Source organism: Bradyrhizobium sp. NBAIM14, assembly GCF_020193895.1.
Taxonomy (GTDB): domain Bacteria; phylum Pseudomonadota; class Alphaproteobacteria; order Rhizobiales; family Xanthobacteraceae; genus Bradyrhizobium; species Bradyrhizobium yuanmingense.
The window spans coordinates 26,674-52,418 of record NZ_JADYVQ010000022.1; the positions used below are offsets into that span (position 1 = coordinate 26,674).

The window sequence follows — 25,745 nt, forward strand, 5'->3', positions numbered from 1 at the left end:
AGTTCGGGGCGGACCCGAAGTGACGCTGCGAGACCGCCAGGACCGATTTTGACACAAGGCCGACGCGGCAGACTTACCCTGTTATTGTCACGAAGGCCCGCTCATTCTTGCCGCCAATCAAGTGAACCCTGATCCGAACCTAAACTGAATGTAAATTTGAGGGAGCCAATGGCAAAGGAGTTCGCGTACGGCGACGCGGCCGCGGTTGGGTATGATCGCGCGTTTGCACATGTGTCACGCCACTTTTTGCCGTTCCTTCTGAGTGCCGCACGTGTTGCGTCTGGCATGAAGGTACTCGACATCGCAACGGGCACTGGACTGGCAGCGGCAGAATCCTTGCTCGTAGTTGGACCAACAGGGCACGTCGTTGCGGCCGACGTATCGGAAGCCATGGTTGGACAGGCGCGGCAGCGCCTGAGCGCGGCGGCAAATATCACCTTCGCGGTGGAGGACGGCCAATCTCTCTCGTTCGCCGATAGCAGCTTCGATGCTTTGATTTGCAGTCTCGGGCTAATGTTCTTCCCTCATCCCTCGCGCGGATTGTCGGAGTTCTTGCGTGTCCTTCGGCCGGGCGGACGCGCAGCAGTTTCCGTTGCGACCGTGCCGGAACGAACCTACAACGGCAGCGTCAACACAGCTATCGCCAAGCACTCGCCAGCGATCCGCGAGGCAACGGCGAGGATGTTTTCATTGGGTGACCCGGCGCGTCTGCGACAGTTGTTCGAGAAGGCCGGATTCCAAAACATCGAATTGACGAGGCAGGCGCACCGGTTCAGTATGCCATCTTTCGACGCCTACTTTGGTCCGTATGAACGCGGCGACGGTCCGACTGGACAAGCCTATCTGACACTCCCTCAATCGGTGCGCGATATTGTTCGCGAGGAAACGCAACGCAGCCTCGGAGATAGAGGCGGGCCCGTAGAAATCGAGGTTCAATATCAGTTCGCAAGCGGCCAACGCCGCTGATGAAAGTGGTCGGCCGCTGCTGCCGTGCACATTCCGCGTGATGTCCGCACTTGGCCCATCGGCGACATCAAAGATGTTCCCCCATTTGGGCTCTTATAGAGGGAGAAGCGGACATCTGGAGCAACCAAACGAGGCGTACACCCCCTACGCGCCGCCCGGCCCGAACCACCGCGTCAGCGCCTCCGCAAGTCCGCGGCCGCTCCCGTCGCCCACCCAGGCCACATGGCCATCGGGCCGCACCAGCACGGCGCTCGGCGCGGCGACCTCGCCGATGGCCGGAAGCAGCCACGGGCCGTCGTAATCGGCATCGACGATCCCTATGCGCTCCGTCGAGAGAGAGATGTCGAGGCCGCCCGGCTGGCCGAAATTGAGCAGCACGCCGCGCGCGCCGTGCAGCAGCGTGAACAATCGTAGCTTCTGTCCGCCCGCCACGAGATCGAGATCGGGCATGCGGCGGCCGAGCAGCGCGTGGCCTTCGCCGAGATCGTAAGCGATGTCGAGCCCGCTCATCATCGCGCCGAGGCGCTGTCGCGGCTCGTCCATGGCGAGCAGCTCGGCGATCACCTCGCGCGCGGCCTTGCGGCCGTCGTCGCCGCGGCGGAGCAGGGCGATCTGCGCCATGGTGTTTTTCAGCACGCGCGCGGCCACGGGATGACGCTCGCTGTGATAGGTGTCGAGCAGGCTCTCGGGCGAGATGCCCTTGACCACCTGCGCCAGCTTCCAGCCGAGATTGACCGCATCCTGCACACCGAGGTTGAGGCCCTGGCCGCCGACGGAGTGATGAATGTGGGCGGCATCGCCGGCGAGCAGCACGCGGCCTCTGCGATAGGATGCGGCCTGCCGCGCCGCGTCGGTGAAGCGGGAGATCCAGGCGGGATTGTTGACGCCGAAGTCCGTGCCGTAGACGGCTTCGAGCGCCGCGCTGAGATCGCGCAAGCTCGGCTCGCCGCTGCGCGCGAGCTCGGCTTCCGTCACGACGACCAGCACGCGCCCGCTTCCCGTCTTGCTGAGGCCGTGGAAGCCGAGCGCGTCGTGACGCAGGCCGAATGGGGGCGCCTCGCGCATCTCGACCTCGGCCATGAGGTTGCTGAGCGAAGGTTCTGAGCCGGCGAAGTCGATGCCGGCGTTCTTGCGCACCAGGCTGCGGCCGCCGTCGCAGCCGACGAGGTAAAGCGCGCGCAAGCGCATCCCGCCGGACAGTGTGATGTCGAGGCCGCTCGCGTCTTCCGCAAAGCCCGTCACCTCGCGGCTGCGATAGATCGGCACCGCGAGCTCGGAGGTCCATTCGGCCAGCAGGCGCTCGATCTGGTTCTGCCGCAGCGCGAGCCCATAAGGATGGCGGGTGGGGAGATCGCCGATGTCGAGCCTGGTCCAGGCGAAGCCGGCGAGCTGGGTGATCTGTCCTTCGCGCAGGAAGCGCTCGGCAATGCCGCGCTGATCGAGGATCTCGATGCTGCGCGCGTGAAGTCCGCCGGCGCGCGTCTCGACGATGTCCTGGCTCGCGCGCCGCTCGACGATTGCGACGTCGATTTGAGCCAGCGCGAGCTCGGCGGCCAGCATCAAGCCGGTCGGGCCGGCGCCGGCGATGACGACTGCATGGCCGGCGGCAGTTGCGCGTTCCGCGCTGGTTCGGCCGCGCGAGCGTGACGTCGGAAGCGGGAAAGGCATGTCGTGACCCCTCGACTGGTTGTTCAGGCCGAGGGGTCTTACGCGATCACCGGGGGCTTGAAGCAAGCCCCTTGCGCACCACATATCGAGGTGGGAGATGAGGCTCTCGCCTGTTCGGCGCGTTGACACGTCGGGCAAAACGCCGGCACAATGGCATCATCGAGATGCGCGCCGCTTGTGCCGCGGGCTAATCGTCCTTCGCCAAATCGCCGGGTTGTGTAGGCAGATCGATGGTGCCGCCCTCGCCATGCGCGAGATCGCGGCCGTCGTCCGCCGTCACGTCGGCATCTTCGACGATCGCCTGCTGCGTGGCGCGTTCCTTGTCGATGCGCGGCTTCGAGCCCGGACGATCTCGCAACGTCTCGTCTTGCGCTGTGCCGGGTGAGGTCGTCTTGATTGTCATAGCCGGTCGCTCCTGATTGTCCAACGCGGCTCGTGCGAATTCGTTCGTTTGACACGTCGGGCAAAACACTGGCAGAATGGCATCATCGAAACGAGTTTGAGATGGCCCGCGCGGGACGCAATCCGCGGGGCTTTTTCAATTCAGCGGAAGGTTTTGACACGTCGGGCAAAACACCGGCATAATGCCATCATCGAGACGAGTTTGGTTCACCCGCGCGGAACGCGATCCGCCGCGGGTTTTTTCGTTCTCGATTTTGGAATCGGACGGCGGCGGCGCATTGCGGCCACGCACTCGCTTGATAACGCGTTGAGAGAGCGCCGATCGGCGCTTGCCACTGGCCTGATGGGTGCCGTCTGGCTTGGTGTCAAGGTGGTCCTGGGCAAATGAGCCTTCATGGCGCCGGTGACGTCGCCGCGCGTCCGATCAAGATCTGCTGCGCAATGAGTGGCTCATGTACAGAATTCGTATCGTCGATGCGTCCGATGATGACGTTGCTGAAACCCTATCTGATCTGCATCGACTCACGTTCTTCGATGCCGCGGCGATGCCCACGTTCGACCTTGGCGCGTGGTGGCTAGCTTATCACGACGAGGAAGCAGTCGCCTTCGCCGGAATTGTGCCCTCGACGCACGTTCGAAATGGCGGCTATTTCTCCAGAGTCGGCGTGTTGCAACGGCATTGGGGACGCGGCCTTCAACGCAGATTGATGCGTGTGGTCGAGGCGAGGGGACGGCGTATCGGATGGGACAGCATCGTCTCTGATACGACGGATAATCCGGTATCGGCGAACAACTTCATTCAGTCGGGCTATCGGCTGTTCGAGCCCGAGACCCCTTGGGGCTGGGCGCATACGCTCTATTGGCGGAAGTGGCTGCACTGAGCAGGTTTGCCGCCGCATGGAACGCGCCGTCTATCTAATGACCAGTACGTGCCTGGAACGTCCGAGGACCCGGCAGCCTGGGGCTGCCGGGTCCTTTTTGCGTATTGAAGCGATGTCGGCGTGGGACTTGCGAAGTCGGTGGCGTCGGGCTTTAAGTCTGCTCTTGCAGGAAATTCGGCGGCCATAAGCCGATGTAAGGGAGAGCGCGATCGATGCCCACCAAGCCTCAATTGCCGGTACGTGCCTCGCATGGGACGGGAGGCCCGACCGCGCTCGATGGTCTATTGGTCGTCGATTTTACGCGCGTGGTGGCCGGCCCTGCTTGCACCCAGACGCTCGCCGATTACGGTGCGCACGTTATCAAGATCGAGAATCCCGATGGCGGCGACGACACGCGCGCCTATGAGCACGCGGAGATTGGAGGCGAGAGCGCCGCCTTTCTCAGCCTGAACCGCAACAAGCGCGGCATCGCGCTCGATCTTGCCGTGCCGGAGGCGCGCGAGATCGCGCTGGATCTGATCCGCAAGGCAGATGTGGTCGTGGAGAATTTTTCGAGCGGGGTCATGAAGAAGTTCGGGCTCGACTATGAATCGGTCGCGCCGCTCAACCCGCGGCTGGTCTATTGCTCGATCTCCGCCTACGGACGCAGCGGACCGTTTGCCTCCCGGCCAGGCTTCGATCCGATCACGCAAGCGGAAAGCGGCTTCATGTCGCTCAACGGATTTGCCGACGGCCCGGCGGTCCGCACCGGCCCGCCCATCGTCGACATGGCGACAGGGATGTCCGCCTGCAATGCCATCCTGCTGGCACTGCTGGCGCGGGAGCGGCTCGGCCGTGGGCAGCATGTCGAAGTTGCCCTGTTCGACGTCGCGATGGGAATGACCGGTTTCTACGGCATGGCCTATCTCATCAACGGAGAAAATCCCGGCCGGTTCGGCAATTCGCCGAGCGGATCTCCCACCGTTGGCGTCTACGAGGCCTCAGATGGGCCGCTCTACATGGCCTGCGCCAACGACCGGCTCTACCGCCGGCTTGTGGTCGAGGTGCTGAATCGGCCCGATCTCATCAACGATCCGCAGTTTGCGACGCGCAAAGCCCGTTCGGAGAACAAGGAGCTCCTGCGGGCAGCCATTGCCGAAGTCTTCGCCAGCGATACGCTCGAGAACTGGATGGCGAAGATGAAGCTGGCCAATATCCCGGTCGGCTATCTCCGGACGGTCGAGGAGGGCTTCAATGCCCCCGAGGCTCGCGAGCGCCATCGCTTGAACCGGATTCCGCATCCGACAGCCGAGTGGGTGCCCAATATCGAGCCGCCGATTACGATGAGCCTGACAGCCGCGGTCGACCCGGTCGCGGCACCTCTGTTGGGCGAGCATACCATGCAGATCCTGCACGATACGCTCGGCTACAACGAACGTCGGATCGCTGATTTTGTCGAGAAGGGCGCCTTTGGCCCGGTCAAGCCTCCAAGGTCGACTTGAGGCACTGGCTCGGCTTGATTTGGCGAAGGTCCCGCCGCATAAATGTATGAAAGCGAGGGACACGAATGGCGCCTGGCCAGGAGCCGAGCAAGACCCAGCCCGCAGGCTTACAAGCCGGCGGTGAGATCTATGCGTCAATGATCGCGAGGGCCCGGGCGCTTCTGCCGCGACTCCGTGAGCGGGCGGCACGGACGGAGGAGCTGCGGCATCTTCCGGCGGAAACCGAAAAGGACCTTCATGAGGCCGGCCTGTTCCGGATGCTGCAACCGGCCCGGATTGGTGGCGCTGAGCTCGACTATGTCGCCCTCGTCGATTGCGCTGAGCTGCTCGGGCAGGCGGATGCGTCGGTTGCCTGGAATCTCGCCAATCTGGCGAGCCATCACTGGATGCTCGGCATGTTCGAGCGACGCGCGCAGGATCTGGTCTGGGGCCGCAATCCGGATACTTTGATCGCGTCCTCGTTCATTTTCCCCGCCGGACGCGCCACGCGGGTCAAGGGCGGATACCAGTTGCATGGCAGTTGGCCATTCTCCTCGGGCGTTGCCTCCTGCGAATGGAATATGCTTGCGAGCGTGGTCTATTCCGACGACGATGCCGACGGCATCGAGTATCGAATCTTTATGCTACCGAGCGGCGATTACAAGGTGCTGGACACCTGGAACGTCGCCGGACTGCGTGGGACAGGATCTTGCGACGTCGAGGTCAGGGATGCCTTTGTGGCTGACCATATGACGGTCGCCGTAGGGAACCTCTCAGGTGGCCCCACGCCGGGAAGCGCGGTCAATCCGAATCCTCTGTACACGCTGCCTGTCTTCTCGCTATTTCCTTACGTCCTCTCCGGTGTCGCGCTGGGGAATGCACAGGCGTGCCTCGACGATTATACGGAGGTCGCGCGTCATCGTATTTCGACGTACAACCGCGCCAAGCTGAGCGATTTTCAAAGCACGCAGATCAAGATCGCGGAGGCCTCGGCCAAGATCGACGCTGCGCGCCTGATCATGCGGTCGGTCTGTCTCGATGCCATGGAGGCCGCACGGCGCGGCCATATTCCTGACATGGCAACCAAGACCAGATATCGCCGCGACGGATCCTTTTCCGTGAACTTGTGCACGGACGCGGTCTCGATGCTGTTTGCCGCGAGCGGCGCTCGCGGGCTGTTCACGAGCGGCGTGTTACAGCGGCAGTTCCGCGATGCGCACGCGATCAACTCACATCTCGCGTTCAACTTCGATGCGGCCGGGACCAACTACGGACGGGTGGCCCTCGGCCTGCCCTCCGAGAATCTCACGCTGTGAGGTCGGCCGATGAATGACCTGCCGAAGCAGCCTCGCGCGCCGGATCCCGCCAATGAGTTCGCGAGCGACAGCTCGCAGATTGATCCTCGCGACTTTCGCAACGCGCTCGGAACTTATGCAACGGGCGTCACGATCATCACAGCGGCAGCGCCCGACGGCAAGCCGTACGGACTGACGTGCAATTCCTTCGCCTCGGTCTCGCTGAATCCGCCGCTGGTTCTGTGGAGCCTCGTCGTCTATTCCTCGAGCCTGACCATCTTCCAGAACGCCAGCCATTTCAGCGTCAACGTTCTCGGCGCTTCACAACAAGCGCTTGCGAACAAATTCGCAAAATCGTCGGATGACAAGTTCACCGGCGTCGACTGGACCCCCGGCCTTGGCAACGCTCCAGTGCTCGCCGAGAGCGTCGCCAACTTTCAATGCCGCTCCGTGAATCGCTATTATGGCGGTGACCATGTGATCTTTCTCGGCGCGGTCGAGGCATATACCTACAATGCGAAAGAGCCGCTGCTCTTTGCGCGAGGAGCGTTCGGTCGCTTCATGGCCGACGATGAGCGCAAGAACAGGCGGTAATGCGCCCCTAGAGCGCTTTGCGCTCTGCCGCCGAAAGCTTGTAGATCTCCAGCGCGTCCGCGTCCGCACCTCGCGCGGCCTTCGCCAGCCTGAAAAGCTGTCCGGCAAGCGCGGCCATCGGCACTGGCGTCGAAGTCGCCTGTGCAACATCGGCGACCGTATCGAGATCCTTGAGCATCGTGGCGATGTGGCCGAGCGGCGGGCTGTGAATGCCGTTGACCATTCGCGGCACGAACAGCTGGAGCGGGATGGAATCCGCAAAGCCGCCTGCGAGCGCTTCGGGCAACCGGTTGGCGTCAATTCCGGCGTTCACGGCAAGGCGGGTTGCTTCCGCGAGCACGGCCATCGCGCATCCGACGATCACCTGGTTGCACAGCTTTGTGGTCTGGCCGGCGCCGACCGGGCCCATATGCGTGAACCTGCGCGCCATGGCCAGCACATAGGGCCGCACCCTCTCGATGTCACCAGCTTCTCCGCCCGCCATGATGGCGAGCGTGCCTTCCTCGGCGCCCTTCGTGCCCCCGGACACCGGCGCATCGATCCAGCCCGCACCGTTCGCGTTCTTCAATCGCGTTGCGAGGTCGCGCGCTGCGTCTGGATGGATCGATGAGAAGTCGACCACAAGCTTGCCCGCGCCAGGGGCCACTGCCAGACCTTCGGGCCCGAAGATCACCTCCTCCACCGCCGCCGCATCCGTAACGCACAAGAAGACAATATCCGAGCTCCCCAGGAGATCACGCGGCGTGACCGCGCGCTTGGCGCCAGCCTCGACCAGCGGCGCCATCTTGCCCTCCGAGCGATTCCAGACAGCGACCTGATAGCCGGCCTTCAGCAGGCGTCGGGTCATCGGCGTTCCCATGAGTCCGAGGCCGAGATAGCCGAGCTTCTCGGTGCCGTTCTTGCTGTCGTCAGCCATAGGTTGCCTCCTTCTGTCGCAGACGCCGCTTTACCATACATTGCGTACCTGCCGGCAAGATCGCCCACCTCGCATGGCTTGCCTGATTGTTTGAACCATGAAACATTTGAGGCGGTCGGGTTGGGGCGCCAGTCGGCGCCGAAGCAGCGGAGTGGAACGATGCGAACCGTTTCGAAGTGGATCCTGGCTTTGGGGGCGGCAGCCGCCGTGAGCGCGGGCGCAAGCCCGTCATGGGGGCAGCAGACGATCCGCGTCGGCTGGACCATCCCTGCGGAGGAGTCCAAGTACTGGATGATGCGCAGGCCGGCAGAGTTTCCCAATCTCGGCAAGACCTACAACATCGAATGGACCCAATTCCAGGGCACCGCGCCGATGACGCAGGCCCTGGCGGCAGGTGCGCTGGACTGCGCGACGCAGGCGCCGCTCTCCCTCTCCAATGGGGTCGTCGGCGGCAATCTCAAGGCCTATATCGTCGCGCAGCATGTTTTCGAGATGCCCGGCGGCTTCTCGGTCTACTGGGCCGTCAAGGATGACTCGCCCATCAAGACAATCGCGGATCTCAAGGGCAAGACCGTCGGCATTTCCGTGATCGGTGGCGGTACGCAAGGGCCGTTCAATCTGCTCTTGAAGCAGAATGGCGTCGATCCGGCCAAGGACATCAAGCTGGTCGAGGTTGGCTTTGCCGTCTCCGAGGACGCGCTGCGCCAAGGCCGCGTTGACGCGGTCAATATGAACCAGCCGTTTGCTGCGCGCGCGGAGGCAAAGGGCGGCACAAGGAAGCTGTTCTCGCTCTCCCAGGCCATGCCGAACATCGTGCACATCCTGGAAGCCTGCCGTGCCGATTTCGTCGACAAGAACCCTGAGTTGGTCAAGGCCTATGTCCGCGATATTACCTCGGGCATGAAGAAGGCACTCGCGAACCGCGAGGAGACTCTCAAGGTCGTCAATGAAGTGCTGAAAGCCCCCATCCCGGTGCTTGAGACCTACTTGCTCAAGGACAATGATTTCGGCCGCGATCCGGGTGCTGCGCCGAACTTCCCGGCGATCCAGAAGATGCTGGATATCTATGCAGAAACAGGAATGCTGCCGAAGCTGGATGTCGCACAGTTCAAGCATCCGTCGATCGTCGCGCCGCTGCAATAGAAGCGGGACGAATTACCGAACTAACATCGTAGCGTTCCGGATCATCCGGGACGCTGCACGAAGAAGATGCATATATGAAGAAGTTGCGATCCCGAGTCACCACAGACGGCCTCGACCGAGCGCCGCATCGTGCATTCATGCGCGCCATGGGGCTCGACGACGCTGCGATTGCGAAGCCGATGGTGGGCATCGTCAGCATGAAGGGTGAGCAGACGCCCTGCAACATGACCCACGACTTCCAGGTAGCTGCAGCCAAGACCGGGATCGAGGAGGCCGGCGGTACACCGCGTGAGTTCTCGACTGTTTCGGTGTCCGACGGCATCAGCATGAATCATGAGGGGATGAAGTTCTCCCTGTTCTCGCGTGAGCTGATCGCCGACTCGATCGAAGCCGTGGTCCATGGGTTGGCCTACGATGCGCTGATCGGATACGGCGGGTGCGACAAGACCCTTCCTGGCGTGATGATGGGAATGGTCCGCTGCAACGTGCCATCCATCTTCATCTATGGCGGCAGCTCGCTGCCCGGGCGCGTGGATGGACGTACGCTGACGGTGCTCGATTCCTATGAGGCTGTCGGCAGCTTCATGACTGGCGAGATCGACGGCGCCACGCTCGAGCGCATCGAGCGCGCCTGCCTGCCGACGATCGGTGCGTGCGCCGGCCAGTTCACCGCGAATACCATGGGCATGGTATCGGAGGCGATGGGGCTGACCATTCCCAACGTGTCGATGGTGCCCGGTGTCTATTCCGAGCGTGCGCAGATTTCGCGACGCGCCGGCCGACTGATCATGGAGATGCTGAACCACGGCGGGCCGCTGCCGCGCGACATCGTGACGCGGAAATCCCTGGAGAACGGAGCGGCGATCGTGGCAGCGACGGGCGGCTCGACCAACGCCGCGCTGCACCTGCCGGCGATCGCGAATGAGGCCGGAATTGCATTCAGCATCGATGACGTGGGGGAGGTCTTTGCCAGGACGCCGTTGATCGGCAATCTGCGCCCCGGAGGCAAGTATACGGCGAAGGATGTCTACGATATCGGCGGCGCTGCGGTCATCATTCGCGAGCTGATCCAGAGCGGTCATATCGATGGCGGCTGCTTGTCAATCACCGGCCGCACACTTGCCGAAGAGTACGGTGTGGCCAACGCACCCGACGGTGAGGTTGTGTACACGGCTCGCGCGCCGATCATGCCTGACGGTGGCGTCGCGGTGCTGAAGGGTAACCTCTGTCCCGATGGGGCGGTGATCAAGGTGGCGGGCTTGAAGAGCCAATTCTTCGAAGGCGTCGCGCGTGTTTTCGAGGATGAAGAAGCCTGCGTCGCAGCCGTTCGTGACCGCAGTTACAAGGCGGGCGAGGTTCTCGTGATCCGCAATGAAGGGCCAGTCGGCGGACCTGGCATGCGTGAGATGCTTGGCGTCACCGCACTGATCTACGGGCAGGGCATGGGTGAAAAAGTGGCGCTGATCACCGATGGCCGGTTCTCCGGCGCGACCCGCGGGATGTGCATCGGCTACGTGTCCCCCGAGGCATTTGTTGGCGGTCCGCTGGCGCTCGTCCGGAATGGTGACAGAATCCGGATTGATGCCGCAAATCGACGGATGGATGTCCTGCTCGAGGAACAGGAGCTTGCCGCACGGCGACGCGATTGGAAGCCGCGCCCGCCTCGCCACCGCGCAGGTGCGCTGGCAAAATATGCGCGGCTGGTTGGGCAGGCGCCGGGCGGAGCCGTGACGCATGAAGGCCCGGCAGAATGGCCGTGGTTCGAATGACGCACCGCACGGGCGCGAAAGTGACGCCCTGTCTGGCAGGCTTCTTGCTAAGCTGATGCCGCTGAATCCTCGTGCGAGTGGGACGGAAGGCGGGATGACGGTAGTATCTGCGAGATCGAGCGAATGGGTGAGACCGGTGACGCAACAAGACCCGGCTTCCGCAATCATCGAGATCGACCGCGTGTCGCAGGTCTTTAAAACCTCGGCACGCAAGAATCACGTTGCGCTTTCGGACATTTCGCTGACGATCGAGGAAGGAGCTTTCGTCTCCATCCTTGGTCCGTCCGGCTGCGGCAAGTCGACACTGCTCTACATTGTCGGCGGCTTCGTCAGTCCAACCAGCGGCGCGGCGAAGATGAAGGGACAGGCGATCACGGGGCCCGGTCCGGATCGCGGACCGGTATTCCAGGAATTTGCGCTCTTTCCCTGGAAGACTGTGCTCGGCAACGTGATGTATGGGCCGCGTCAGCAAGGAATTCGCGGCACCGAGGCCGAAGCGCAGAGCCGGGCCCTGATCGAGATGGTCGGCCTCAAGGGCTACGAGAACTTCTATCCCAAGGAGCTGTCGGGCGGCATGAAGCAGCGCGTGGCGCTGGCGCGGACGCTTGCCTACCATCCCGAAGTGCTGCTGATGGACGAGCCGTTCGGGGCACTCGACGCGCACACGAGGACGCGCCTGCAGAACGATCTTCTGAACATCTGGGAGCGTGACCGCAAGACGGTGCTTTTCGTCACCCATTCGGTCGACGAAGCCGTCTTCCTCTCGGACAAGGTCGTCATGATGTCGAAATCGCCCGGGCGAATCCGGCAGGTCATCGACATCGACCTGCCGCGGCCGCGCCGCCGCAACGAGCTGTTGCTCGATCCGCGTTACCAGAAGTACGTCGTCGACATCGAGCGCATGTTCGACGAGAGCGACGAAGCCGGAGCGCCCGCGTGATGTCGGCGGCCGGCATGACCAAGCGCGCTGCCCCGGTGCTCGCCTGCATCGGATTGCTGGTGGTGTGGCAGGTCGCGTCACTGGCGCTGAAGAATGACAGCTTTCCGACCGCGATTGGAGCGATGAGAGCGATTCCGGACATCCTTGGCGACAGGGAATCCCTGATCAACATTCTTGCTTCGCTCCGGCGAATGGCGATGGGATTTGGCGCGGCCGTGCTCGTGTCGATTCCGCTTGGCCTCTTGATGGGACGTAGCGCCGCGATTGCGGCCTTCTTCAATCCGCTGCTGATGGTGATCTATCCGGTGCCGAAGGCGGCCTTGATGCCGATCATCATGCTCTGGCTCGGCGTCGGCGACATCACGAAGACGCTCGTGATCTTCCTCGGCGTCAGCCTGCCCGTGATTTATCACAGCTTCGAAGGCGCCAAGGCGGTCGAAGAGAAGATGCTGTGGTCGGGCGCTGCGATGGGGCTCTCGCCGGTGCAGCGTCTGGTGCGTATCGTGCTGCCGGCGGCGCTGCCTGAAATTCTGACGGGGTGTCGTACGGGGTTAGTGCTGGCGCTGATCACGATGATCACCAGCGAGATGATTGCCCGTCAGTCCGGCGCCGGGAACATCCTGTTCAATGCGCTCGACATGGGCCAATACGAAACCGTCTTTGCGATGATCATCATCGTGGGAGCGATGGGAATCTGCCTCGACGCGATTTTTGAAAGGGTTCGTGCCAGGCTCGTGCGCTGGTCCGAGCCACAGTTCGACATGCCGCTGAGCTTCTCATGATGTCGCGGCTTCTCTCCCCTAATTTCGTTCTTGGGATTGCTCCGATCGCACTGGTGATCGCGCTGTGGCAAGGCTTGGTGTCTTTCGGCTTCGCGCCGGCAGTTCTGCTGCCGCCGCCAGGCTTCGTCTTCGGCAGGCTGCTCCAGCAACTCGTAACCTCGACGTTCCAGCACGAGATCGCGGCGACCCTGATCAGGCTGTTTGCCGGCTTCGCGATTGCTGTCGTGCTCGGTGTCAGCATCGGCATTGCCGCCGCCGCCAATCCGGCGATCAACGCCGTGGTTCGGCCCATCGTGCGCGTATTGGCGCCTTTGCCCAAGGTCGCGCTCTATCCGGCCTTGCTGCTGCTGCTCGGATTTGGCCACGGATCGAAGATCACATTAGTGGCTGCCGACGCTCTTTTCCCGATCCTGCTGTCGACCTATTACGGTGCCTCGACCGTCGAGCAGAAGCTGATCTGGTCGGCTATGGCTGCGGGATCGTCACGCTACGAAATCCTCTTCAAGGTAGTGCTGCCGGCAGCGATGCCGTCGATCCTGACCGGGTGCCGGATTGGCCTTGTCATTTCCTGCATCGTGGTGTTTCTGGCCGAGATGATCACGTCGACCGACGGACTGGGGCACGCGCTCGTGACTGCGGCCAGAACCTTCCAGGCCGTGGACATGTTCGTGCCGCTGATCACGATCTCGCTGCTGGGCTTGATCTTGAACGGCCTGCTGGGAGCCGTGCGCTCGTACTTGCTCCGGGGCTTCCCCGAAGCGTAACTAACAAGAATCCTGAAGACCGGGAGAGAACCATGCTGGCTGATCGTATCGAGGCAAAATGGATCGATGCGTTTTGCGAGATCTTTGAGCGATGCGCCGTCAAGGCCGGCGATACCGCGGCGATCCTGTCGGAGACCCAGTCACGCGCGTTGAACGTCCATCTCGCGGAGCTGGCCCTGCTGCGGATGGGCGCGCGGCCGTTTCATGTGGTGATTCCGACGCCGCGTAACCGGCATATCGTTCCGGTCCGCTCCACCGGGGCGAGCGAGGCGATCCAAAAGCTTGGTCCAGTGATCACGGCGCTTCAGCAGGCCGGCTTTGTCGTGGATTGCACCATCGAAGGACTGATGCATGCGGTGGAGACGCCGGAGATTCTCAAAGCCGGCGCGCGGATCCTGGTGATCTCTAACGAGCATCCCGAAGCGCTGGAGCGCATGGTGCCGGATTCCGCGCTCGAAAAGCGTGTTCGTGCGGCGGCCAAAATGCTGCGCGGAACGAAGCGCATGCGTGTCTCCTCGAAGGCCGGCACGGCGCTCGATGTCGATATGGTCGGCGCGTCGACGGTCGGTGTGTGGGGCTGGACCGACAAGCCCGGCACGCTCGCGCATTGGCCCGGCGGCATCGTCGTCAGCTTTCCCAAAAGCGGGACCATCAACGGCACCCTGGTGATGGCGCCCGGCGACATCAACCTGACCTTCAAGCGCTACCTGACCTCGCCGGTGAAGATGACTCTGAAGGACGACTATGTCGTGGAACTCGAAGGCGAGGGCACGGATGCCGCGATGATGCGCGCTTATCTGGCCGCCTGGGGCGATCGCGAAGCCTATGCCGTGTCGCATGTCGGCTTCGGCATGAATCCCGGTGCGCGCTATGAGGCACTATCCATGTATGACCAGCGCGACACCAACGGCACAGAGATTCGGGCCGTTTCCGGCAATTTCCTGTTCTCGACCGGTGCGAATGAATTTGCAGGGCGCTACACGGCCGGACATTTCGACCTGCCGATGATGGGAACGACGATCGAGCTCGACGGCGTTGCGGTCGTCCGCGAAGGCGTGCTTCAGGACGTCTTCGGGTAGCCGCGATCGAGCACGGGCGGCCGGGCGAGGTCGAAGTGCCGGAGCAGGTCGACCATGGCCTGCAACCGCTTCACGCGATAAGCATCGACGTCCATCCCGGAGTAATCCAGGAAGCCGGCGCCCGTGCGCAGGCCGATCCGGCCTTCATGCATGTTGCGGGAAATGACCTCCGGCGCGCGATAGCGGTCGCTACCAAGCGCGCCTTCGAGGTAACGGCTGGCGTAGTATAGGATATCGCCGCCGCCCCAATCGATGAATTCGAGCAGCCCGAGCACGGCATAGCGGAAGCCGAAGCCGTAACGGATCGCCTTGTCGATCTCTTCGGCGCTGGCGACGCCTTCCTCGACCATGCGCGCGGCCTCGTTCATTGCCAGCGCCTGGATGCGCGGGACGATGAAACCCGGTGTGGCGGCGCAGACCACCGGCACCTTCCCGATGCCTTCGAGCAGCGTCTTGACCTCGTCGATGACGGCCGGGTCTGTCGCCTTGCCGGGCGAAACCTCGACCAGCGGGATGAGATAGGCCGGGTTGAGCCAGTGCACATTGAGAAAGCGGCGCGCGTTCACGATCACGCCCGAGAGATCGTCGACGAGGATGGTCGAGGTCGTCGACGCGATGATCGTTTCAGGGCCGACCTGCTTTGACGCCGCCCCCAGCACCTCGCGCTTGAGCTCGACCACCTCAGGAACGCCTTCGAAGATCATTCCGGCTTCGGCCAACGCTGCGCCGCTCCGGCTCGCCGGCACCACCGAGACCCGCGCGATCAGCGGATCGACATCCGCGTCGGTCAGCAGCCCCAGTTTTGACAGGCTGGCGAAGGTCTTCCTGACTTCGCCAAGCGCGTCCGTTTCCAGCTTGGTGAAGTCCTCCGCGGAACGCGCCTTGATATCGATCATCGTGACCCTGTGCCCTGCATACGCGAAGGCAACGGCAATGCCCCGGCCCATGCGGCCAGCGCCGAGACAGGCGATATTGATGCGACTGGTCATTGATCAGAATCCATTGCGGAGCAGCGTCTGCAATTCAGCCTTGCTGAGCTCGCCGAGTCCCAGCGTCTGGAGCGTTCGGCCACTTCGCGCAAAATCTTCGCCGCAGACCGCGCCGCCGATTGACAGAAACGCTTTGGCCAGCGGGGTGTCCACGCCAGCGAGGCCCGCGACGGACACCAGCAGCGACAGCCCAAGCCGCAGATCCTCGCGCATGTAACGGTGCTCTGTCAGCACGATCCGCTCGCGCCAATCACCGGAATCGGTCAGCCGGTCGTGCGAGCCGCGGCCATACATCCAGATCTCGCCTTCCCTCGCGTAGTGATGAGCCAGCGGGAAATGTGGCGCGCCGTAGCCAAGTGCCTCGCGCACTGCGATGCGTTCTGCGTCGAGCGCGTCAGTGACCCGGCGGATCGCGGCTTGCGTACCTTCCTTGTGAATGTCCCAGCGCTCGAAATGTTCGATCGGCCCTGCGTTCATCACGATCAACGGCGGGTGAATGATCGGACCTGCGTTCATCAGGGCGCCCGACAGCGCGTCTCCGCATGTCTCGATCGCGTCTGGGAAAGCGCGCCCGATCACTGCGAGGGCGTGGGGCGCCTGCTCGAGCGGGAACACGCCGACCGGGAGCCGCTTGGCGCGGATGGTGATCGCGACCTCGAACGGTCCGTGCTTGCGGGTCAGCCACGGAAGCGTGCCCGTTTCGGCAAAGCTGGCCTTGGCATTGTTGCCGGCATCTCGGGCCGCCTGGGCGAAGATCATCGAGCCGAACGTCGCTGGCGGCAGAAACACGACCTGACCGTCCCGCAAATGCGGCGCGAGCAGGCGAGCGATATCTGCTTGAGCGAAGGCCGGAGCCGGGCACAGGATCAACTCCGTGCCATCGACGGCGTCCGCCATGTCGGTCGTGACCAGCGCCAGCTTCACGTCATGACGGCCGTTGTGATCCTTGACCAGAATGCGCGAGCCGGCGGCGCGATGCGCTGCGACCTGATCGGCATCGCGGCGCCAGAGCCGCACCTCGTGCCCCGACAGCGCAAAATCGCCCGCGGCCGCGAAAGAGCCGTTTCCCCCACCCAGAACTGCGATCTTCAAGATGCTTCTCCTTGCGCCCGTGACTGCGCATCAAGCTGCTTCAGCAGGAAATGCTGGACCTTGCCCAGCGCCGTCCGCGGCAGGTCGTTGACGAAGACGATCTCGCGCGGAATTTTGTAGCGCGCGAGTTGCGCCTGAAGATGCGCCCTCAATTCGTCCGCCTCGAGCCGGCAGCCGGATCTCGCAATGACATAGGCGACCGGCACCTCGTCCCAGCGCGGGTCCGGCCGGCCGATCACGGCGCATTCGCTGACGTCGGGGTGTTCGAGCAGGACGCGCTCGACCTCGGCCGGGTAGATGTTTTCTCCGCCTGAAATGATCATGTTCTTCTTTCGGTCGCGGACCCAGAAATAGCCGTCGGCATCGCACAGGCCGATATCACCGGTGCGATACCAGCCATCCTGCCGCGCCTCGCGCGTTGCGGCGTCGTTTCCCCAATATTCGAAGAACACGTTGGGACCGCGCACCGCGATTTCGCCCGGCGTGCCCGCGGGCAGTTCTTCGCCGGCCTGGTCGATCACCTTTGCCTCGCAGCACAGGCCGGCAAGGCCGGTCGATCCCGCGCGCGAAAGATCGCCGCCAAGCCGCGTGTAGACGGCGATCGGGCAGGTTTCGGTCGAGCCATAGACCTGAAGCACCGGGACGTCGCGCGCGACGAAGCGCTCGATCAGGTGCGGCGGTACGATGGTCGAGCCGGTGGCGACGGCCTTGAGTGAGGAAAGATCAGCGGTCGCCCAGGCGGGATGCTCACTCACCGCCTGAAGGATCGCAGGAACCATCACCGTGAGTGTCGGCCGTTCCCCTTCAATGGCCGCAAGCGCGGCATCCGGCGTGAAGCGCGCATGGACCGTGACGGTCGCGCCCAGCTGCAACGCCGGCGTAGTCTGGATGTTGAGGCCACCTACGTGGAAGAACGGCAGCACGGTCAGCACGTGGTCGTCGGACGTCATGTTGTGCATGTGCTGGCTCATGACACCGTTCCAGAACAGCGCCTCCTGGCGCAGCACCGCGCCCTTTGGCCGTCCCGTCGTGCCCGACGTGTAGACGATGAGCAGCGGGCAGGAGAGGTCGGTATGTGGATTTCGGCTCGTGCCGTCACCGCGGGCCAGCAAATCTTCGAATGTCGTGCCGCGAGGCGGCGTGAAGTCGAGGCCGACGACGGATGTCCCTGCCGCGGTCTGCCCCAGCTCGGCAAGCACTCCGGAAAACGCCTGCTCGAGCACCAGGACCTTGGTGCCGGCATCGCCGAGAATGAACAGCTGCTCGGCGACGGCCAGTCGCCAGTTCAGCGGCACCAGCATCGCGCCGAGCCGCGCACAGGCGTAAAGCAGAACCAGATAATCCGGCCTGTTCAGGCTTAGAATCGCGACGCGATCGCCGCGGCCGACGCCGAGCTCCCCCTTCAAGGCAGTCGCGGTCCGTTCGATCCGTGCGGCGAATGCCGCATAACTCAGCCGCGTCCCTTCGAAGGCAATGGCCGTCTTGTCTGGCGCGAACGCCGCGTTGCGGTCGATCAGGCTACAGAGGTCCACGGTCAGTCGTCCGTTTCACCGGCCTCGTACAGCGCTTCGCGCCCGATCCGGTCGAGGCAGAGCTCGGCGGTCCAGGGCAGCATCAGCGAGCCGCAGCGGCTGTCACGATAGATTCGCTCCAGCGGCAGCGAGCGAAGCATGGCCTGACCGCCGCAGGTGCGGATCGCGAGCGCGGCGAGCTCATTGGCGCCCTCCATCACGGAATATTGCGCGGCATAGGCGCGCAGCACTTGCTCCTTGCTCGGATTGGCGCGCGCCTCGGTCACGGCCTGGAACCAGATTGCCTTAATCTGCTCCAGCTTGATCTGCATCTGCGCCACCGCGATCTGCTTGGTCGGGTACATCCGCCGCTTGACCGACGGCATGCCCGGGACCTCGCCGCGCAAGTAACGCACGGTGAAGTCGTAGGCGGCTTGCGCCAGGCCCATATAGGTCGGCGACAGCGTCAGGAACATGTGCGGCCAGCGCTGAGCTGCCTGGAAATACGCGCCGCGCGGCATCAGCGCCGAATCTTCCGGAACGAACACATCCTTGAACAGCAGCGTCCGCGAAACCGTGCCGCGCATGCCCAGCGGGTCCCAGTCGCCGACGACCGAGACGCCTTCTGATTTGGCTGATATCGCCAGGTAAAGCGTGTTGCGGCGCGACGCCTTCTCGCCTTGCTCCATCTCGGTGCAAAGCACGCCGTAATAGTCGGCGTGGCCCGAAAGCGAGGCAAAGATCTTCTTGCCATTGACGATCCAGCCACCCGCGACTGGCCTTGCTTCGGTACCGAAAGCAACGCCGCCCGCAGCGGCAGCTCCACCCTCGGAGAAGGGTTGCGAATAGATCGCACCGTCCTCGACGATGCGCTTGTAGTGCACCGCGCGCCGCCGCTCATGCTCGGCACGAGTCTCAGCATCCATGTCGAGATCGTCGGCGAGGGGACCCGACCACAGGGTCGAGCAGACATGCATGTTCCAGGTCAGTGCAGTCGCGCCGCAATAGCGGCCGATCTCGGCTGCCGCCAGGGCATAGGTCTGGTAATCGGCGCCGAGGCCGCCGTGCCTCTTGGGCACGGCGATGCCGAGCAGGCCGATGCGATGCAAATCGCGGTAATTTTCAGTCGGGAAAGTCGCCTCGCGATCGTAAGTGGCGGCGCGACCGGCAAACACGGTCTGGCCAATCTCTCTCGCGCGGGTGATGATGCCGGCCTGCTCGTCGTTCAAGCGGAATGCGACCGGATCGAAGATCGGCGCATCCAGCGCGACCTTGTCGGTCGTGCCAATCGTCTTGCTGACTTGCATGGTCATCGCGCAGTTACCTTAAGCTTTGGTCGCGAGCGAGTTCAGGAACCGGCCGAGAGCTTCGTCGAAGGCGTCGGGGCGTTCGAGATTGGCGAGATGGCCGACGCCAGGCAGCTCGACATATTCGGCCCCCGGGATATAGGTCGCCGTCTTTGCCATCATCGGCGCGGGCGCGTTGTTGTCCTTTGAGCCGGACAGCAACAGCGTGGGAACGGAGATATTTCCGAGCGTGCTGCGTTGATCGAAGCCGATGAGAGCCAGCATCATGGCGCGATAGCTCGCTTCGGGCACGCTCCCCATGCATTCGCGGGCAACCTCCATCCCGTTCGGATCGGGATCGTCGCCGACGAGCTCCTTCACCAGGGAGGGGGCCAGCGACTTCATCGTCTCCCCGCGATCAAGCGGTCCCAGTCGCGCTGCGATGAATGATTTCTGCCAGTCGCCGTCCGCCTTTCCGAACGCAGGGCTGGTCTGCGCCAGCACGACTGCGCGTGCCAACTTGGGGGACTGAACCAGCCACTTCTGAACGATCATGCCGCCGATGGAATGGCCGACCAGAACGGGCCTGCTGACGCCGAGTTGCGCGATGAATTGCTGCAGCGCCTCCGCCAGGGCAGCGATACTGACGCTCGCAAGCGGCGCCGATCCTCCATAACCGGGCATGTCCCATGCGATCGCGCGGAAGCGGTCGCCAAATGTCGCAAGCTGCCCCCGCCAGGCCCGCGCCGCGCCGCCGATGCCGTGCAGGAAGATCAGCGGTATCGCGCCCGGATCGCCCGCGGCTTCGTAGGCGAAGCGTCCGTCCTTTGTTATCATTGGCACAGGCTGCGACACGCGACATCCTTCTGCTGGGCCCCTCGATGCTAACAGGCCTTTCGAGGATGGAAAGCGATAATTTTATACTTAAAGCAATTTTCGGGCCGTCGCTCATGCTGCATCATTCCCCGACCAAGCGCCGCTTTCGTTGCAAAAACTTGAAGGTTAAAATATATCGAACACTGGTCACGATATCCGAGGGAGCCAGCGCATGTCCGGATTGCCGCATTCGCCGCACGCGCTGGTCACCGGAGGCGGGCGCGGCATCGGCCGCGCGATCGCGTCCGCTCTCGTCGGCGCCGGTGCGACCGTGACCGTGCTTGGCCGGAACGCGGCGGTTCTCGAGGAGGCGGTCAATGCAGGCGCCGCGCACTTTGCGGCTGTCGCTGATGTCTCGAACGAAGCGTCTCTGAAAGCCGCGATCGCCGGGGCAAGTGCGCGCAAGCCGATCGACATCCTGATTGCCAACGCGGGCAGCGCTGAATCGGCGCCGTTCGCGAAATCGGACAGCGCGCTCTTCAGCCGGATGATGGATGTCAATTTCATGGGCGTGGTGCATGCCGTCCAGGCCGTGCTGCCGGGCATGAAGGATCGTCCCTACGGCCGCATCGTCGCGGTAGCGTCCACCGCAGGCCTCAAGGGCTACGCCTATGTCAGCGCATATGCAGCGGCCAAGCACGCCGTCATCGGCCTCGTGCGTTCCCTTGCTCTCGAGATGGCCGGAAGCAACGTCACCGTGAACGCGGTGTGTCCCGGCTTCACCGACACCGACCTCGTCGCCGGGAGCATCGACAACATCGTGAAGAAGACGGGCCGGACCCGCGAGCAGGCAATTGCCGAGCTCGCGAAGCACAATCCGCAAGGGCGCCTGGTTACGCCTCAGGAGGTCGCAGACGCGGTTCTCTGGCTGTGCGGGGAGGGCGCGAGCTCGATCACCGGACAGGCGATCGCAGTGGCCGGTGGCGAAGTCTAGCCTGCCTGGCAGGCGCGGAAAAAGAAAGCCAAGGAGATCCCATGAGCAGACCAGCCAATCCCGTTACCGTGCCGCTTGCGGATTACTCACCGCAGCATTTCCTGCTCGCCGCGGTCGACGGCGTTGCGACGGTCACGCTCAACCGTCCCGAACGAAAGAATCCGCTGACGTTCGAGAGCTATCGGGAACTGACCGACTTCTTCCGCGCCTGCGCCTTCGACGACGCGGTCAAGTCCATCGTCGTGACGGGTGCCGGCGGCAATTTCTCGTCCGGCGGCGACGTGTTCGAGATCATCGGCCCGCTGGTGAAGATGGACACCAAGGGTCTGACCGCCTTCACGCGCATGACCGGCGACCTCGTCAAGGCGATGCGGGCCTGTCCGCAGCCGATCGTAGCCGCGGTCGAAGGTATCTGTGCCGGGGCCGGAGCGATCATCGCGATGGCGTCTGATATGCGCCTTGCGGCGAGCGGGGCCAAGGTGGCGTTCCTGTTCAACAAGGTGGGGTTGGCCGGCTGCGACATGGGCGCTTGCGCCATCCTGCCGCGGATCATCGGGCAGTCCCGCGCCTCCGAGCTGCTCTACACCGGCCGGTTCATGACGGCGGAAGAGGGCGAGCGCTGGGGCTTCTTCAGCCGCATCGTCACGCCAGAGCAGGTGCTGCCCCAGGCGCAGGTTCTGGCCAAGCAGGTCGCGGAAGGCCCGACCTTCGCCAACACCATGACCAAGCGGATGCTGGCCATGGAATGGGCGATGTCGGTGGAGGAGGCGATCGAGGCGGAGGCCGTGGCTCAAGCCCTGTGCATGACAACGGCGGATTTCGAGCGCGCCTTCGAGGCTTTCGCCAACAAGGTCAAACCGGTCTTCAGGGGCGACTGAGCCGGTCGCAATTATCTGCAGCCAATCCAGCGAATAGGGGGACTTGCGGGAGATTATTTTAGGCTTAAGAATAATTTGATTGCCGCCTGCGTGAGATGAAGTTCGCCAATCGCGCGGTGATGTCGCCGATGCGCATGTATTCGGGTTCCGCGACCGGCAGGATCTCGAGGAGCTGATAATTAAGGCTAAGCCCAAGACCCGGGCCGAGCTCAAGACGGAGGCGACAAAGCCGCTTGCGGCGGAGTGACCGCCCGTGCGACGTTAACCCATTGCCTGCGGTTCGAGTGGAGTTAGGGCGATGAAGGCGATTATCGTCGGTGGCGGTATCGGTGGTCTCACGACGGCTTTGATGTTCCGCTCGCGCGGCCTGGATTGCGAGATCTTCGAGCAGGCCGACACCATTCGCGAGCTCGGCGTCGGCATCAACACGCTGCCGCACGCGATGCGGGAGTTGGCCGGCCTCGGCCTGCTGCAGAAGCTCGACGAGGTCGCGATCCGCACCGATCAGCTCTATTATCTCAACCGCCATGGCCAGGAGGTCTGGCGCGAAGCTCGCGGCATCGACGCCGGCCACGATGTGCCGCAATTCTCGATCCATCGCGGCCGGCTTCAGGGCGTCATCCATCGTGCCGTCGAGCAGCGGTTGGGCCGTGAGGCGATTCACACCGGCTGCCGGCTCGGCGCCTTCACGCAGGACGAGGGCGGCGTCACCGCTTACTTCTTCGATCGCGCCGGCGCCCATGTCCACACCGCGCGCGGCGATATCCTGATCGGCGCCGACGGCATTCACTCGCGCGTCCGCGAGACGCTGTTTCCGAACGAAGGGCCGCCGTGCTGGAACGGCCTCATGCTGTGGCGCGGTGCGCGCGACTGGCCGCTGTTTCTCACCGGCAAATCGATGATCGTGGCCGGCGGTCTCAATGCCAAGGTGGTGATCTATCCGATCGCGGAAGGATCGAGCCCGGCGAGCCGCCTGACCAATTGGGCGGTGCTGGTGAAGGTGGGCGAGGGCAACGCGCCGCCGCCGCGGAAGGAAGACTGGTCGCGGCCAGGCCGCCGCGAAGAGCTGATGCCGCATGTGGCTCGCTTCTCGGTGCCCTATATCGACGTGAAAAGCCTGATCTCGGCAACGCCCGAATTCTACGAATATCCGACCTGCGATCGCGATCCCTTGCCCTATTGGTCATTGGGCCGGGTCACGCTGCTCGGCGATGCCGCGCATCCGATGTATCCGGTTGGATCGAACGGCGCCTCGCAGGCCATTCTCGACGCGCGCTGTCTTGCGGATGTGCTGGTGCGCGCCGAACACCCGCGTCAGGCTTTGCTCGAATACGAGAAGAAGCGTCTGCCGATGACGGCTGAAATCGTCCGCTCCAACCGGCGCGGCGGGCCGGAGGGCGTTATCGACGCCGTCGAGCAGCTCGCGCCCGACGGCTTCGACAATGTCGACAACGTCCTGAGCTATTCCCAGCGCGAGGCCATCGTGCGCGGCTATGCCACCAAGGCAGGTTTCGCCGCGGTGCCCGGACTCGCGGCGGTGCGCGCCTGAAGCGCGCCTAAAGCGTGATGCGATTGGGACGAATCGTCATCGCGCTTTAGGGTTCTTGTTTAAGCATGATCTTTTCGGAAAACCGCTACGCACTTTTCCGGACAATGCTCTAGCCGCCGGGCGGCGGCGGTAGGAAGTGGATGTTGAACTCGGCGGCCATCGCCACGACGTCCTCGGGCTTCTGCTCCTTCATGTTGTGGAGACCCCAGAACAGGTCGAACAGCTTGCGGCTCGGCGAGACCCAGAACAGCACCTTGGCGGTCTGCTCCGACTTGTTGAAGATGCCGTGCGGCACGCCCATGCCGAGGCGGATCAGGTCGCCCGCATTGGCCTGCGCCTCCGAATTGCCCAGCATGAAATCGAGCTTGCCCTCCAGCATATAGAGATACTCATCCTGGTCGGGGTGAATGTGCGGCGGCACGAAGGTGCCCGGCGGCAGCGTCGCGTGCCAGGAGAAGCTGTTCTCGGCGTAGCTCTTCGGCACGTAGGTCTGGCCAAGGATGTTCCAGGAAATACCCTGAATTCCCTCATTGGCCCGCGTGATGCCGGTGATTTCGCTCTTCATTGCAGTCCTCCCGTAACGCAATACACGGCCTTAGTTCGCCGCCTTGCAGTCCTTGGCATAGCGGTCGCCATAATTCTCGAACACCTTCTGCACGATCTCAGTCTGGAACTTGCCGTCCGGACGCTTGGCGACCTTGGTCAGGTAGAAATCCTGGATCGGATAATTGTTGTTGTTGAACTTGAAGGCCCCGCGCAGCGAGGTGAAGTCGGCCTTCTTCAACGCGGCGCCAACGGCCTCCTTGTTGGAGAGATTGCCCTTCACGGCCTTGACTGCGCTGTCGATCAGCATCGCGGCATCATAGGCCTGGAAGGCGTAGGTGCCGGGAACGCTGTTGTAGGCGGCCTCATAGGCGGCAACGAACTTCTTGTTCTGGGGATTGTCGAGATTGGGCGCCCAGTTCGCGCCACCGAACATGCCCACCGCCGCATCCTGCTGTGCCGGCAGGGTCGATTCATCGACCGTGAAGGCCGAGAGCACCGGAATAGTATCGGCGAGCCCGGCCTGCCGGTACTGCTTGACGAGATTGACGCCGAGGCCGCCCGGCATGAATGTGAACAGTGCATCGGGCTTCTGCGAGGAAATCTTGGAGAGCTCCGGCTGGAAATCCAACGTGTTCAGCGGCATGTAGGACTCTTCGACGATCTCGCCCTTGTAGTCCAGCTTGAAGCCCGCCACCGAATCCTTGCCAGCCTGATAGTTCGGCACCATCAGGTACATCCGCTTGTAGCCGCGGTCCTGCGCGACCTTGCCGAGGATCTCGTGCACCTGATCGTTCTGATACGAGGTCACATAGAAGAACGGGTTGCAATCCTTGCCGGCGAAGGTCGACGGACCGGCATTGGGGCTGATCAGGAAGGTTTTCGACTCCGTGATGGGCCGGTGGATGGCCTGCAGGATGTTGGAGAAGATCGGCCCGACCACGAAGTCGACCTTCTCACGTTCCAGAAGGCCCTTCACCTTGGTCACCGCAGCATCCGGCTTCAGCTCATCGTCGACGACGACGACCTCGACATCGCGGCCACCCATCTTGCTGCCGAGATCCTTCACGGCGAGGGCGAAGCCGTCGCGAACCTGCTGGCCCAGCGCTGCGGCGGGCCCCGATAGGGTCACGATCACACCCAGCTTGATTTTTTCCTGGGCGAGGGCAGGGGTCACCACGGTGCCGAGTAGCATCGCAGCTGCGGCCAAGGTTATTTTCGTCTTCATGATCTGTCCCTCGTGACGATTGGCTTGCGCTGCAAGCCACGTACTCCAATCCAAAGCTTATGCCGATGACGGCGGCCGCGGCAAGCCGAGCGCGGGGCGTCGCATCCTGCGAGCAGCGATGCATGCAAGCTGCGCGCCAATTATTTGAAGCCTAAAGAAATTGGCGTGCGGTCGATTGTTGCAGCTTTGGACTTGCGGCC

General features: G+C 63.2%; 24 protein-coding genes. 14 read left to right on the forward strand and 10 right to left on the reverse strand.

The window, feature by feature from the left end:
* Positions 1-168 precede the first annotated feature (168 nt).
* Positions 169-966: a class I SAM-dependent methyltransferase gene (locus I6F28_RS32290; protein ID WP_225130345.1), complete on the forward strand. Its 798-nt coding sequence runs from the start codon at positions 169-171 to the stop codon at positions 964-966.
* Positions 967-1,110: 144 nt separating this feature from the next.
* Here I6F28_RS32290 and I6F28_RS32295 read toward each other — a convergent pair whose 3' ends face one another.
* Positions 1,111-2,634 (reverse strand): FAD-dependent monooxygenase, encoded by a 1,524-nt coding sequence (locus I6F28_RS32295; RefSeq protein WP_225142900.1) that lies wholly within the window; start codon positions 2,632-2,634, stop codon positions 1,111-1,113.
* A gap of 187 nt (positions 2,635-2,821) precedes the next feature.
* Entirely contained in the window at positions 2,822-3,037 is a 216-nt protein-coding gene (locus tag I6F28_RS32300) for a hypothetical protein (RefSeq protein ID WP_225130349.1), read from the reverse strand.
* Between the two features lie 451 nt (positions 3,038-3,488).
* On the opposite strand from I6F28_RS32300, the gene I6F28_RS32305 reads away from it, so the two are divergent.
* The 4 genes from I6F28_RS32305 to I6F28_RS32320 all read left to right on the forward strand — a co-directional run bounded on the left by I6F28_RS32305 (position 3,489) and on the right by I6F28_RS32320 (position 7,266).
* Complete coding sequence (locus I6F28_RS32305) at positions 3,489-3,917, forward strand: GNAT family N-acetyltransferase (protein ID WP_225133174.1); 429 nt, start codon at positions 3,489-3,491, stop codon at positions 3,915-3,917.
* 212 nt (positions 3,918-4,129) lie between these two features.
* Positions 4,130-5,398: a CaiB/BaiF CoA transferase family protein gene (locus I6F28_RS32310; RefSeq protein WP_225130351.1), complete on the forward strand. Its 1,269-nt coding sequence runs from the start codon at positions 4,130-4,132 to the stop codon at positions 5,396-5,398.
* A 65-nt stretch (positions 5,399-5,463) separates the two neighbouring features.
* Positions 5,464-6,693, forward strand: a complete 1,230-nt coding sequence (locus tag I6F28_RS32315) for an acyl-CoA dehydrogenase family protein (protein WP_225142902.1) — start codon at positions 5,464-5,466, stop codon at positions 6,691-6,693.
* A gap of 9 nt (positions 6,694-6,702) precedes the next feature.
* Positions 6,703-7,266 (forward strand): flavin reductase family protein, encoded by a 564-nt coding sequence (locus I6F28_RS32320; RefSeq protein ID WP_225130355.1) that lies wholly within the window; start codon positions 6,703-6,705, stop codon positions 7,264-7,266.
* Positions 7,267-7,273: 7 nt separating this feature from the next.
* Here I6F28_RS32320 and I6F28_RS32325 read toward each other — a convergent pair whose 3' ends face one another.
* Positions 7,274-8,182 (reverse strand): NAD(P)-dependent oxidoreductase, encoded by a 909-nt coding sequence (locus tag I6F28_RS32325; RefSeq protein ID WP_225130356.1) that lies wholly within the window; start codon positions 8,180-8,182, stop codon positions 7,274-7,276.
* A gap of 159 nt (positions 8,183-8,341) precedes the next feature.
* On the opposite strand from I6F28_RS32325, the gene I6F28_RS32330 reads away from it, so the two are divergent.
* From I6F28_RS32330 to I6F28_RS32355, 6 genes are all read left to right on the forward strand, one after another.
* A complete protein-coding gene (locus tag I6F28_RS32330; RefSeq protein ID WP_036007594.1) occupies positions 8,342-9,325 on the forward strand; it encodes an ABC transporter substrate-binding protein in 984 nt (327 codons plus the stop codon).
* 74 nt (positions 9,326-9,399) lie between these two features.
* A complete protein-coding gene (gene ilvD / locus I6F28_RS32335) occupies positions 9,400-11,094 on the forward strand; it encodes a dihydroxy-acid dehydratase (RefSeq protein WP_036028926.1) in 1,695 nt (564 codons plus the stop codon).
* A gap of 94 nt (positions 11,095-11,188) precedes the next feature.
* The gene (locus tag I6F28_RS32340) at positions 11,189-12,034 is read left to right on the forward strand and encodes an ABC transporter ATP-binding protein (protein WP_050996053.1); all 846 of its coding nucleotides are present in this window, start codon (positions 11,189-11,191) and stop codon (positions 12,032-12,034) included.
* Positions 12,034-12,816 carry an ABC transporter permease gene (locus I6F28_RS32345; RefSeq protein WP_249782154.1) on the forward strand — a complete coding sequence of 261 codons (783 nt, stop codon included), beginning with the start codon at positions 12,034-12,036 and terminating at the stop codon, positions 12,814-12,816. The genes I6F28_RS32340 and I6F28_RS32345 overlap by 1 nt, the downstream gene beginning before the upstream one ends.
* The gene (locus I6F28_RS32350; RefSeq protein ID WP_036043949.1) at positions 12,813-13,580 is read left to right on the forward strand and encodes an ABC transporter permease; all 768 of its coding nucleotides are present in this window, start codon (positions 12,813-12,815) and stop codon (positions 13,578-13,580) included. The genes I6F28_RS32345 and I6F28_RS32350 overlap by 4 nt, the downstream gene beginning before the upstream one ends.
* Positions 13,581-13,612: 32 nt before the next feature.
* Positions 13,613-14,659 carry a 2,5-dihydroxypyridine 5,6-dioxygenase NicX family protein gene (locus I6F28_RS32355; protein WP_225142904.1) on the forward strand — a complete coding sequence of 349 codons (1,047 nt, stop codon included), beginning with the start codon at positions 13,613-13,615 and terminating at the stop codon, positions 14,657-14,659.
* Here the strand turns inward: I6F28_RS32355 and I6F28_RS32360 are convergent.
* From I6F28_RS32360 to I6F28_RS32380, 5 genes are read right to left on the reverse strand one after another with little or no spacing between them, the layout of a single operon-like run.
* Positions 14,641-15,648: a 3-hydroxybutyryl-CoA dehydrogenase gene (locus I6F28_RS32360; RefSeq protein ID WP_225130363.1), complete on the reverse strand. Its 1,008-nt coding sequence runs from the start codon at positions 15,646-15,648 to the stop codon at positions 14,641-14,643. The two genes, I6F28_RS32355 and I6F28_RS32360, sit on opposite strands and share 19 nt — an antisense overlap.
* Before the next feature lie 3 nt (positions 15,649-15,651).
* Positions 15,652-16,740 (reverse strand): NAD/NADP-dependent octopine/nopaline dehydrogenase family protein, encoded by a 1,089-nt coding sequence (locus tag I6F28_RS32365; RefSeq protein ID WP_225130365.1) that lies wholly within the window; start codon positions 16,738-16,740, stop codon positions 15,652-15,654.
* Positions 16,737-18,272, reverse strand: a complete 1,536-nt coding sequence (locus I6F28_RS32370; protein WP_225142905.1) for a class I adenylate-forming enzyme family protein — start codon at positions 18,270-18,272, stop codon at positions 16,737-16,739. Before I6F28_RS32370 ends, I6F28_RS32365 begins: the two co-directional genes overlap by 4 nt.
* 2 nt (positions 18,273-18,274) lie before the next feature.
* Entirely contained in the window at positions 18,275-19,564 is a 1,290-nt protein-coding gene (locus I6F28_RS32375) for an acyl-CoA dehydrogenase family protein (protein WP_225142907.1), read from the reverse strand.
* Between the two features lie 12 nt (positions 19,565-19,576).
* Positions 19,577-20,374: an alpha/beta fold hydrolase gene (locus I6F28_RS32380; protein ID WP_225130371.1), complete on the reverse strand. Its 798-nt coding sequence runs from the start codon at positions 20,372-20,374 to the stop codon at positions 19,577-19,579.
* A gap of 211 nt (positions 20,375-20,585) precedes the next feature.
* Here I6F28_RS32380 and I6F28_RS32385 point away from each other — a divergent pair, with 211 nt between their 5' ends.
* From I6F28_RS32385 to I6F28_RS32395, 3 genes are all read left to right on the forward strand, one after another.
* Positions 20,586-21,347 (forward strand): SDR family NAD(P)-dependent oxidoreductase, encoded by a 762-nt coding sequence (locus tag I6F28_RS32385; protein WP_225130373.1) that lies wholly within the window; start codon positions 20,586-20,588, stop codon positions 21,345-21,347.
* Positions 21,348-21,388: 41 nt separating this feature from the next.
* Positions 21,389-22,225 (forward strand): enoyl-CoA hydratase family protein, encoded by an 837-nt coding sequence (locus I6F28_RS32390; RefSeq protein ID WP_036007565.1) that lies wholly within the window; start codon positions 21,389-21,391, stop codon positions 22,223-22,225.
* 298 nt (positions 22,226-22,523) lie between these two features.
* A complete protein-coding gene (locus tag I6F28_RS32395) occupies positions 22,524-23,774 on the forward strand; it encodes a flavin-dependent oxidoreductase (protein WP_225130375.1) in 1,251 nt (416 codons plus the stop codon).
* 109 nt (positions 23,775-23,883) lie between these two features.
* Here the strand turns inward: I6F28_RS32395 and I6F28_RS32400 are convergent, their stop codons facing one another.
* Together I6F28_RS32400 and I6F28_RS32405 are read right to left on the reverse strand one after the other, a co-directional pair.
* The gene (locus tag I6F28_RS32400; RefSeq protein WP_225130377.1) at positions 23,884-24,339 is read right to left on the reverse strand and encodes a cupin domain-containing protein; all 456 of its coding nucleotides are present in this window, start codon (positions 24,337-24,339) and stop codon (positions 23,884-23,886) included.
* Between the two features lie 30 nt (positions 24,340-24,369).
* On the reverse strand, positions 24,370-25,545 hold the full coding sequence (locus tag I6F28_RS32405; RefSeq protein WP_225130379.1) for an ABC transporter substrate-binding protein: 1,176 nt from the start codon (positions 25,543-25,545) through the stop codon (positions 24,370-24,372).
* Positions 25,546-25,745: the final 200 nt, after the last annotated feature.